Source organism: Myroides injenensis M09-0166 (assembly GCF_000246945.1).
GTDB classification, from domain to species: domain Bacteria; phylum Bacteroidota; class Bacteroidia; order Flavobacteriales; family Flavobacteriaceae; genus Flavobacterium; species Flavobacterium injenense.
Window position 1 is genome coordinate 1 of the sequence record NZ_BAEX01000103.1, and the last position, 10,698, is coordinate 10,698.

General features: G+C 31.3%; 9 protein-coding genes and 1 tRNA gene. 3 read left to right on the forward strand and 7 right to left on the reverse strand.

All coding sequences use genetic code 11. The features are described 5' to 3' along the window. Positions 1–49 precede the first annotated feature (49 nt). Positions 50–955, reverse strand: a complete 906-nt coding sequence (locus RH98_RS13540; RefSeq protein ID WP_010255937.1) for an OmpA/MotB family protein — start codon at positions 953–955, stop codon at positions 50–52. Between the two features lie 34 nt (positions 956–989). Further along, positions 990–1,751, reverse strand: coding sequence for an exodeoxyribonuclease III (locus RH98_RS13545; protein WP_010255938.1), 762 nt, complete (start codon positions 1,749–1,751; stop codon positions 990–992). 328 nt (positions 1,752–2,079) lie between these two features. Between RH98_RS13545 and RH98_RS13550 the strand changes: the two genes are divergently transcribed. Continuing rightward, complete coding sequence (locus RH98_RS13550) at positions 2,080–3,903, forward strand: GNAT family N-acyltransferase (RefSeq protein ID WP_010255939.1); 1,824 nt, start codon at positions 2,080–2,082, stop codon at positions 3,901–3,903. 66 nt (positions 3,904–3,969) lie between these two features. Here RH98_RS13550 and RH98_RS13555 read toward each other — a convergent pair whose 3' ends face one another. The 5 genes from RH98_RS13555 to serS form a co-directional block, all read right to left on the reverse strand. Further along, positions 3,970–4,920: a 2-hydroxyacid dehydrogenase gene (locus RH98_RS13555; protein WP_010255940.1), complete on the reverse strand. Its 951-nt coding sequence runs from the start codon at positions 4,918–4,920 to the stop codon at positions 3,970–3,972. 30 nt (positions 4,921–4,950) lie between these two features. Continuing rightward, positions 4,951–6,303, reverse strand: a complete 1,353-nt coding sequence (gene mgtE / locus RH98_RS13560; RefSeq protein ID WP_010255941.1) for a magnesium transporter — start codon at positions 6,301–6,303, stop codon at positions 4,951–4,953. Beyond that, positions 6,293–7,072 carry a 16S rRNA (adenine(1518)-N(6)/adenine(1519)-N(6))-dimethyltransferase RsmA gene (rsmA, locus tag RH98_RS13565; protein WP_010255943.1) on the reverse strand — a complete coding sequence of 260 codons (780 nt, stop codon included), beginning with the start codon at positions 7,070–7,072 and terminating at the stop codon, positions 6,293–6,295. The genes mgtE and rsmA overlap by 11 nt, the downstream gene beginning before the upstream one ends. 13 nt (positions 7,073–7,085) lie before the next feature. After that, positions 7,086–7,397, reverse strand: a complete 312-nt coding sequence (locus tag RH98_RS13570; RefSeq protein ID WP_010255944.1) for a DUF4286 family protein — start codon at positions 7,395–7,397, stop codon at positions 7,086–7,088. 99 nt (positions 7,398–7,496) lie between these two features. Further along, the gene (gene serS, locus RH98_RS13575) at positions 7,497–8,768 is read right to left on the reverse strand and encodes a serine--tRNA ligase (RefSeq protein ID WP_010255946.1); all 1,272 of its coding nucleotides are present in this window, start codon (positions 8,766–8,768) and stop codon (positions 7,497–7,499) included. A gap of 264 nt (positions 8,769–9,032) precedes the next feature. Here serS and rseP point away from each other — a divergent pair, with 264 nt between their 5' ends. Next, positions 9,033–10,379 carry an RIP metalloprotease RseP gene (gene rseP / locus RH98_RS13580; RefSeq protein WP_010255948.1) on the forward strand — a complete coding sequence of 449 codons (1,347 nt, stop codon included), beginning with the start codon at positions 9,033–9,035 and terminating at the stop codon, positions 10,377–10,379. Positions 10,380–10,462: 83 nt separating this feature from the next. Then, positions 10,463–10,536 (forward strand) — tRNA-Asn (locus tag RH98_RS13585). Positions 10,537–10,698: the final 162 nt, after the last annotated feature.

Below are 10,698 nucleotides of genomic sequence, written 5' to 3' on the forward strand. Positions count from 1 at the left end.
ACACGTAGTATAAAAAAGAGAGGTATCGATACCTCTCTTTTTTAGTTTTTTATATTTGATTAAGCATATCGTTAATCTTGTCTAAATTTGGAGTAAGAATAACTTCAATCCTTCTGTTTTTTGCTTTTCCTTCTGCAGTGCTATTGCTTTCTAATGGGGCATATTCACTTCTACCAGCAGCGGTAATATTTTTCTTATTAATATTTGGATTATCAGTAATAATTGAGACAATCGCTAAAGCTCGTTTAGTAGATAAATCCCAATTTGTTTTGACTCCATCTCCTAGATTACCTAATATTTTGTCATTATCAGTATGTCCTTCTATCACTACTGTAATATCTTGATTATCAGCTAGAACTTTAGTTAATTCTATTACAGCTTTTTCTCCTTCATTATTTACCGACCAACTACCAGATTTAAAAAGTAATTTGTTTTCCATCGAAACATATACTTTTCCATTTTTTTGTTCAATAGTTAATCCTCTTCCTTCAAAATCATTTAGTGCTTTAGATAAATTATCTTTTAAAGCGCGCATTTGTCTATCATTGCTGGCAAGTATTTCTTCAAGCTCTGCAACTCTTTGTGATTTTGCTTCTAATTCAGATTTTGCTTTTGCTAATCTAGCAGCTTCTGCTTTTAGTGTTTCTTCATTGTATTTTTCCAAATTAGTATAAGACAGTTCAAGGTCTTTTAATTTGCTTTGAGCAGCTGCAATTTCTGCATTTAGATTTTTGCGTTCCTGTTGCAATTCTTTTAGTTGAGCTGCTAATTCTCTTTTAGCTTTTTCTAAGTCAGTATTAGAACTATTAAGAAGGTCTAATTCATTACTAAGATCATTGTTTTCTTTTAATGCGTCTTGATATTGTTGATCGAGTTCATTATACAATCTTCTAGTGACACATGAGGATAAAAGAACGACAGAAAGCAAGCTCACTGATAATGTTTTAATGTTCATTTTGTGGTATTGTTTATTTCAATTGGTTTGTTTTTTAGGCTATCTCAACAACAATTGGACAATGGTCAGAATGTTTTACATCTTGTAATATAGAGGCAGAGGTAATTCTGTCTTTCATATCTTTCGTTACCATCGCATAGTCAATTCTCCATCCTTTGTTGTTGTTACGTGCATTTGCTCTATATGTCCACCAGCTATATTGATGGGGCTCTTTATTAAACATTCGGAAACTATCAATAAATCCATTATCTATAAATTTTCCAATCCAAGCTCTTTCCTCTGGTAGAAATCCAGAAACTTTAGCATTTCTAACTGGGTCGTGAATATCAATAGCTTGATGACATATATTGTAATCCCCACATATTATTAAATTAGGTATTTCTTTTCTTAGCTCATTTATATAAACGAAGAAGTCATCCATATATTGGTATTTGAAGTCTAATCTTTCAATATTTGAGGCAGAAGGTAAGTATAAAGACATGATAGATACTGTATCATAGTCTATGCGTAGATTACGACCTTCGTGATCCATATATGAAATACCAGTACCATATGCAATATGATTAGGTTGCTCTTTACAGAAAATTGCTACACCACTGTACCCAGCTTTATCTGCCGAAAAGTAATACTGATATGGATATCCAGCAGCTTCAATTTCTTCTTTTGGTACTTGATCTTCTTTTGCTTTAGTCTCTTGTAAGCAGATTACATCTGCATTTGATTCTGTCATCCATTCGGCTAATCCTTTTTTTAGAGCTGCACGAATACCATTGACATTATATGATATAATTTTCATTGTTACGGTTTTAATTTATGTTCAAAAATAGAAAAAATCTATGGGAACTTATAAATTAGCAGAGGCTTCTTTTTTATGCTTTATTGATTAAGCATAAAATCTAAAAACAAAAAAAGACTGTTTATACTTTAGATACTTTGTTTACTAATAACTTTCAAAGTTTTATACTCAATAATAAGCTGAAAATATTAAAAAAAGCTAAGGATGAATTAATCAGTTATTTAGGGATTTTTCAATTAGTTTTTGTCTAAATAGAGCATAGGAATAGTAAAATAAAATAGATAAGCTAAAGTTTTTAGTATATTTGTATTACTTAATTAGAATTTTGATGGGGTTAGTAACGGCTAAAGAAGTTGCAAAAGCAATTAATGTTGATAAATATGGCGTTTTTGGTACATTTACAGGATGGCTTTTAATGAAAACGTTAAAAATAACAACGTTAAATAAAATTTACGACCGCAATAAGCACCTTAAGGATTTAGATTTTCTAAATGCTATTTTAGAAGAGTTTCAAATAGAATTTGAAATAGATCCAGAAGAATTAAAAAGATTACCAAAAAATGGATCTTATATTACTATTTCAAACCATCCTTTAGGAGGTATTGATGGTATACTATTGCTTAAATTTATGTTGGAGCATGATCCTAATTTTAAGATTGTTGCAAATTTTTTACTTCATAGGATAGAACCTTTGAAACCTTACGTGATGCCTGTTAATCCTTTTGAAAACAATAAGGATGTTAAGTCTAGTGTAATTGGTTTGAAAGAAACGTTACGTCATTTAAGTGATGGTAAGCCATTGGGTATTTTTCCTGCTGGAGAGGTATCTACTTATAAAGATGGTAAACTAGTAGTGGATAAACCTTGGGAAGAGGGAGCAATTAAATTGATAAAAAAAGCAAATGTTCCTGTTGTACCTATTTATTTTCATGCACAAAATAGTAAACTATTTTACTTTTTGTCAAAAATTAATCCTACACTTCGTACTGCTAAATTGCCTTCAGAGCTGCTTACTCAAAAGAATAGAGTAATTAAAATTAGAATTGGGCGTCCTATTTCTGTAGAAGAGCAGAATGAGCATTATGATTTAAGTGATTATGGTAATTTTTTAAGATTTAAGACCTACTTATTATCGAATGCTTATAAAGATGATTTGCGTAAATGGATAAAAGTACCATCTTTCAATTTTAAGCTTCCAAAAACAATTAAGGAAATAGCACCTGCATCGCCTAAAGAAAGTATCTATCAAGAAATTGAAGAGCTTCGCAAAGGAGATTTCCGTTTGTTACAAACGAAAAATTATGAAGTGTTTTTATGTAAATCTGATAAGATACCTAATATTTTACATGAATTAGGTCGTCTGAGAGAAATTACATTTAGAGAAGTAGGAGAGGGAACAAATAATTCAATAGACTTAGATCAATATGATAATTATTATCACCATATGTTTTTATGGGATAATGAGACAAAGCAAATTTGTGGAGCTTATCGTATGGGATTGGGAGCAGAGATTTATAATAAATATGGTATAAATGGTTTTTATCTTAACGAATTATTCCGTTTCGAATCAGAATTATATCCTATGATGTCTCAATCTATTGAGATGGGAAGAGCATTTATTATAAAAGAGTATCAACAAAAACCTATGCCATTGTTTTTATTGTGGAAAGGAATTGTTCATACAACGTTGCGTTATCCTGAGCATAAGTATCTTATTGGAGGCGTAAGTATTAGTAATCAATTCTCTGATTTTTCAAAATCATTGATGATTGAATTTATGCGTTCACATTATTTTGATCCTTATATAGCGCAGTATATTTCACCTAAGATGGAGTATAAGGTAAATTTAAAGGATAGCGAGAAAGATTTAATCTTTAGTGAAACAGAATCGGATTTAAATAAATTTGATAAGATAATTGAAGACATCGAACCTGGTAAATTGAGAGTTCCTGTTTTAATAAAAAAATATATTAAGCAGAATGCTAAGGTTATTGCGTTTAATGTTGACCCTTTGTTTAATAATGCGATTGATGGTCTAATGTACATTAAAATAGCTGATTTACCTGAAAGTACAGTGAAACCAGTAATGGAAGAATTTGAAGCTGAACTAGAGCGAAAAATACAAGAGGAAAATAATAAGCAAGAAGATTAACGAAAGAAAGTATATAAAAAGACAAAATCCCCAATAGTGATATTGGGGATTTTGTCTTTTATTATCTTAATTTGAAAATTGACTTTTTATTTTGTCAACAATTACTTGTGCAAGTTTTTCTTTGCTTTCAATTGTCCATCCAGCAATATGAGGTGATAATAATACATTCTTAGCATTTATCAAATATTGCATAGGTTCTGGTAAGGTATTCCCTGAGAACATATTTTCAAAAGATGACTTTTCGTATTCTAATACGTCAAGTGCTGCTCCTAATATTTTTTTATTTTTGAGAGCTACTACTAAATCCTTTGTATTTACAGCTGTCCCTCTTGCAGTGTTAATAAACCAGAATGGTTTAGCGAAACTATTAATAAAAGATTCATTTATCATATTGATAGTTTCATTCGTTTGTGGAGTATGTATACTTAAGATATCGGCTTTTTCTTGTAGTTCAGCTAAACTTACTTGTTTTGCATAGTTGTTTTCTAATCCTTCTTTTATATCATAGAAGATTACATCACAATCGAAACCTTGTAAACGTTTTGCAAAAGCATTACCCATATTTCCATACCCAATTATTCCGATTGTTTTGCCTTCTATTTCAAAACCTCTATTGCCTTCTCTTATCCATATTCCTTTTCTAACTTCTTGGTCGACTAAATTTAGTTTATTCATTAGACTTAATAACATACCTAATGCATGTTCACCCACTGCAGTTCGGTTTCCTTCTGGTGCAGCAATCAACGAAATACCTCTACTAGTGGCATATTCACAATCGATATTTTCTAAGCCTGCTCCAACTCGTCCAATAAATTTTAAATTCGTAGCTTTCTCTAGAAATGATTTATCTAAACTAAAACGACTTCGAATGATAATACCTTCAAATTGTGAAATATCTTGCTCTATTTCTTCTTTAGTAGAAGTGTAATTTTCTATGTTTTCATACCCCATAGCTGATAATTGAGCGATCATTAAAGGGTGATTACTATCTAGGTGTAATACTTTTTTAGCAGGCATTTTCTTATAAATTTTAGTTTATGAGTTCTTTTAAAAACCTAAGATAACTTTTGCGATTGAGAAATATATCAAGATTCCAAATATATCGTTACTTGTAGTGATAAAAGGTCCAGTTGCTAGAGCTGGATCTACACCATATTTATTCAATAATATAGGAACAAAAGTCCCTATTAGACTTGCAATTATAATTACACTAATTAATGCAATAGAAACCGTAATACCAATGATATAGTCTACACCTAAAAGGAAATGACTTCCTATCATCATTAAGATAGCTAATAAAAGACCGTTCAATAAACTTAAGGTCACTTCTTTTCCTAATCGTTTCCAAATTGAGCCAGTAATTGTATTATTTGCCAATCCTTGTACAATAATAGCAGAAGATTGTACTCCTACATTTCCTGCCATTGCTGCAATTAAGGGTGTGAAAAAAAATAGTACACCAAATTTCTCCATTGCTCCTTCAAAACTTCTAGAGACATTTACGGCAACAAAACCTCCTATCATCGCCAATACTAACCATGGTAATCTAGCTCGTGTCAGCGTTAATATACTATCATTAGCTTCTACATCTTGCGAAATACCAGCTGCTAATTGGTAATCTTTATCTGCTTCTTCTTTAATTACGTCAACGATGTCGTCTATAGTAATACGACCTACTAATCTTCCCATTTCATCAACAACAGGGATAGCTTCTAAGTCGTATTTTTGCATTATACGAGCTACTTCTATATCTTTTGTATCTGTTTTTACGGAGTCTACATTTCTAATATAAACATCACTGATATGTGTCGTAGTTGATGTAGTAAGTAAATCTTTTAATGATAAACGTCCTTTTAAGCGTCCTTGATTATCGATAACATAGATAGAATGGACGCGCGAAACGTTTTCTGCTTGTTTACGCATTTCTTTTACGCAGGTAAGTACTGACCAATTTTCATTGACGGAAACAAATTCCTTAGCCATTAATCCCCCAGCTGTATCCTCGTCATAACGTAAAAGTTCAACAATATCTTTTGCGTGTTCAAGGTCTTCTAACTCAGATAATACTTCTCCTTTTTTATCTTCTGGTAATTCAGAGATAATATCAGCAGCATCATCGGTATCTAATTCGTCAAGTTCTTCTGCAATTTCTTTTGGAGAAAGATTGCGTAAGATTTTTTCTCTGACGTTTTCATCTAGTTCTAATAAGATTTCTGCTGTAACTTCACTATCTAAAATATCAAAAATATAAATAGCTTCTTCATCAGATAACTCATTCATAATTTCTGCTATATCGGCATAATGGATATCTTTAAATATATGAAGGAGCTCCTTTTCGTTTTTTTCAGCAATTAAATCTTCAAATAGTTGTATAGATTCTTTACTGACTTTAAACTCCATAGGCTTCTATTGTTTTTGTAAGTTCTATAAAATCTTCATAGCCTAGTTGTTCTGGACGTAGGTTGAAAATATCTTGTTCTCTTATATCATCTGGTAAATTGAAACTTTTTAAGCTATTGCGCAACGTTTTTCTTCTTTGATTGAAAGCTGTTTTTACTACAGTAAAGAAAAGCTTTTCACTACAAGGAAGCGCATAGTTCTCTTTTCTACGCATGCGCATTACTCCTGACTTTACTTTTGGGGGAGGGTTAAATACATGCTCAGAAACAGTAAACAAGTATTCTGTTTCATAAAAAGCTTGAGTTAATACAGAAAGTATTCCATAAGCCTTACTTCCTTTCTTTTCGCAAATGCGTTCAGCTACTTCTTTTTGAAACATTCCAGAAAATTCAGGAATGTAATCTCTAAGCTCAAGTGCTCTAAAAACAATTTGAGTAGATATATTATAAGGGAAATTCCCTATTACAGCAAATGGCTCTTGATTAAAGGCTTGAACAATATCAAATTTTAAAAAATCTTGAGCAAAAATATGATTATGTAATTTAGGGTAGTACTTATTTAAATAATCAACAGATTCTGTATCAATTTCTACAACAAACGTTTCGATTGGCTTATCAAGAATATATTTTGTTAAAACTCCCATTCCTGGACCAATTTCGATGACCTTGTTATAACCTTTTAATGTTAGTGTATCTGCAATGCGTTTTGCAACACTTTCATCGGTTAAAAAATGTTGTCCAAGATGTTTTTTAGCTTTTACTTTTTCCATAACAATGTAGTTATTAATATTCTTTGATTACCTCTAATTCTGTTTTGAAGGTAAGCATTAATTCTCCAAATAATCTCTTTGCTTCATTTTCATAACGATCAAAATCCTCTGCATAAAATTTAGCTAATCTTTCTTTGTCAGTTGTTTCAAATTGAATAGAATATGTAATTCCTCCCATTTCTTCTTCAACTAGTACTTTTATCATTCGAGCTTTGTCAAACTTTTTAGTTGCTAGTATCTCAGGTATATAAGTGTGGTTGGCCCAATTCATCCATGCATCATGTGCACTTTCATGAATATTTACTGTTATATTGTAGATAATCATATGTTTTTTTTCTTTTTTGTTTATAAAGATAAAAAAAGCACCAAATGGCTTTTTCGTATTTGGTGCTTTATATGTATATATTAATAAAATCTTTTTTTGTTAGTCTATAATATCAAATCCAGTATATGGTCTTAATACTTCAGGTATTACAATACCTTCTGGTGTTTGATAATTTTCTAAAATTCCTGCTAATACTCGTGGTAATGCTAATGAGCTTCCATTTAAAGTATGTGCTAATTGATTTTTACCTTCTTTGTCTTTAAAACGAAGTTTAAGTCTATTGGCTTGGAATGTTTCAAAGTTTGATACTGAACTAATTTCTAACCAACGGTCTTGCGCAGTTGAAAATACTTCAAAGTCATATGTCAATGCAGAAGTGAATCCCATATCTCCACCACATAATCTTAAGATACGGTAAGGAAGTTTCAATTCATTTAAAATTCCTTTAATATGTTCTACCATTCCATCTAATGCTATATAAGAGTTATCAGGATGTTCAATTCTAACAATTTCTACTTTATCAAATTGGTGTAATCTATTTAAGCCTCTTACATGCGCCCCATAAGATCCAGCTTCTCTACGAAAACATGGAGTATATGCTGTACACATAATAGGTAATTCAGCTTCTTGCAGGATTACATCACGGAAAATATTTGTTACAGGTACCTCTGCAGTAGGTATAAGATATAAATCATCTACTGTAGAGTGATACATTTGTCCTTCTTTGTCTGGTAATTGTCCTGTTCCATATCCTGATGCCTCGTTGATTAAATGAGGAACTTGAAACTCTTTATAACCTGCTTCCGTATTCTTATCTAGAAAATAAGAAATTAAGGCTCTCTGTAAACGAGCTCCTTTACCTTTATATACTGGAAAACCTGCCCCTGTAATTTTATTCCCTAATTCGAAATCTATAATATCATATTTTTTTGCAAGCTCCCAGTGTGGTAAAGCTCCTTCATGTAATTGGGGTACTTCGCCAGCTTCAAAAACATTTAGATTGTCATCAGCATCTTTTCCTGCAGGAACTATATCTGTTGGAACGTTAGGGATTGTATATAATTTCTCTGTTAATTCTGCAGATATTTTATTTAATTGTTCCGTAAGTTCTTTACTTTGCTCACGTAAGTTTGAAGTTTTTTCTTTGATAAGTTCAGCTTTTGCTTTCTCACCATTTTTCATTAACTCACCGATATTTTTGGATAGCTTGTTAGATTCTGCTAATACATTGTCTAATTCCACTTGTGTGCTTCTTCTATTCTCATCTAGTTCTAGCACTTCTTTTAGCAAATCCACAACATCAAGATTTCTTTTAGCTAATCCTTGGATTATTTTTTCTTGATTTTCTCTAATAAAAGCTATCTGTAACATACTTTAAATAATTTATTTAATAGAGCAAAGTTAGAAAATACTTTTCTATTACTAAGCGTTTTTATTAACAACACTAACTTTTTTTATATGATATTGATTCAATTGTATTTTATATTCGAATCTTTTCTTTTACTTTGAACTAATTCATTTAGATAATATTTGTGAAAGAATTGGTAAAAAATAATACTTCATAAAAAAAACGTGAATTAGTGAAAGTAAAACTTTATTTTTGCTCGATTATACTTAAGAATGTAATAAAACGAAATGGATATACTTATTAAATTATCTCAATTTTTATTGAGTTTGTCATTATTGATTATTCTTCATGAACTTGGACATTTTATTCCTGCGAAGCTTTTTAAAACTAGAGTTGAAAAATTTTATCTATTTTTTGACGTTAAGTTTTCTTTATTCAAAAAGAAAATAGGAGAGACTGTTTATGGAATAGGATGGCTGCCGCTAGGTGGATATGTAAAAATTGCTGGTATGGTGGATGAAAGTATGGATACTGAGCAATTAGAAAAAGAACCGCAACCTTGGGAGTTTCGTTCAAAACCAGCTTGGCAAAGATTAATTATCATGTTAGGTGGAGTAACAGTTAATTTTATTTTGGCTTTTCTTATTTATATAGGAATGGCTTATGCGTATGGAGAAAAATATATTGCAAACGATGATATTACTGATGGTGTTTTAGTACAATCTCCAGCACTTTTGGAGGCGGGATTACAAACAGGAGACAAAATTGTATCTGTTGATGGAAAAGAATATGAAAATTTCTTTAATGTACCTGAAGCTATTCTTCTTGGAAAGCATGTTGTTGTCGAGCGTAATGGGGTAGAGGAGACTATTGATCTTCCTGTTGATCTTATTGATCAAATTATGAGTAATAGAAATGCAGGGCTGATTTCGTTGCGTATTCCTTTTGTTATTGCTGGATTTTCAGAAGAGTCAGTTAATGAAGGAACTTTGCAAGTTCGTGATATTGTAAAAAGTATTGCTGGTGTTTCTACTCCTTATAGTGATCAGGTGGCTGTTGTTCTTGAAAACAACAAAGGAAAAGAAGTAGAAGCTATCGTTATTAGAGATGGTGAAGAAAAAGCTGTTAATCTTGTGATTGATAATGATGGAAAGCTTAATGTAGCTTATGCTGGTGGGCTACCAATAGATAATCTTGAAAAATTAGGTATTTATAAAGTTAGTAAGCAAGATTATTCTTTAGCAGAATCTATTCCTGCTGGTTTGCATATGGGAAAAGAGAGAATTGGTAAATATTTTGATCAATTAAAAAAGATAGTTCAACCAGAGACTGGGGCATATAAAGGACTTGGAGGTTTTAAAACCATGTATGATATTTTTCCATCTGTTTGGAGTTGGCAAGTATTTTGGAGTATTACTGCAATGTTATCAATTATGCTAGGAGTTATGAATTTATTACCTATTCCTGCGCTAGATGGGGGACATGTAATGTTTTTATTATATGAGATGATATCTGGTAGAAAACCTAGTGATAAATTTTTAGAGAAAGCGCAAATGGTTGGTTTCTTTATCCTTATAGGGCTGTTGTTGTATGCAAATGGAAATGATATTTACAGAGCAATTTTTGTGAAATAAAAAAAATATAAAAAAAAGGGTTTATACGTTTGCAAGTGTAGAAAAACGTTTTATATTTGCACCGCAATAAAGGTAACACACCTTCCTCCTTAGCTCAGTTGGTTAGAGCATCTGACTGTTAATCAGAGGGTCCTTGGTTCGAGCCCAAGAGGGGGAGCAGAAAGCTAGACAGAAATGTCTAGCTTTTTTTTGTTTTTACTCTTTTTTAATAGATCTACTCTATTTTGTTTAATAACTTAGTTTTCCTTCTACGAAGAAGTTTTTGAAAAAAGCAGGTATTGTTCCACTATATATTTATTTTCCTATTTTCCAGATAAGA

Coding starts and splice junctions, on each gene's coding strand:
- RH98_RS13540 (WP_010255937.1), bottom strand. CDS start 955: ATGAACATTAAAACATTATCAGTGAGCTTGCTTTCTGTCGTTCTTTTA.
- RH98_RS13545 (WP_010255938.1), bottom strand. CDS start 1,751: ATGAAAATTATATCATATAATGTCAATGGTATTCGTGCAGCTCTAAAA.
- RH98_RS13550 (WP_010255939.1), top strand. CDS start 2,080: ATGGGGTTAGTAACGGCTAAAGAAGTTGCAAAAGCAATTAATGTTGAT.
- RH98_RS13555 (WP_010255940.1), bottom strand. CDS start 4,920: ATGCCTGCTAAAAAAGTATTACACCTAGATAGTAATCACCCTTTAATG.
- mgtE (WP_010255941.1), bottom strand. CDS start 6,303: ATGGAGTTTAAAGTCAGTAAAGAATCTATACAACTATTTGAAGATTTA.
- rsmA (WP_010255943.1), bottom strand. CDS start 7,072: ATGGAAAAAGTAAAAGCTAAAAAACATCTTGGACAACATTTTTTAACC.
- RH98_RS13570 (WP_010255944.1), bottom strand. CDS start 7,397: ATGATTATCTACAATATAACAGTAAATATTCATGAAAGTGCACATGAT.
- serS (WP_010255946.1), bottom strand. CDS start 8,768: ATGTTACAGATAGCTTTTATTAGAGAAAATCAAGAAAAAATAATCCAA.
- rseP (WP_010255948.1), top strand. CDS start 9,033: ATGGATATACTTATTAAATTATCTCAATTTTTATTGAGTTTGTCATTA.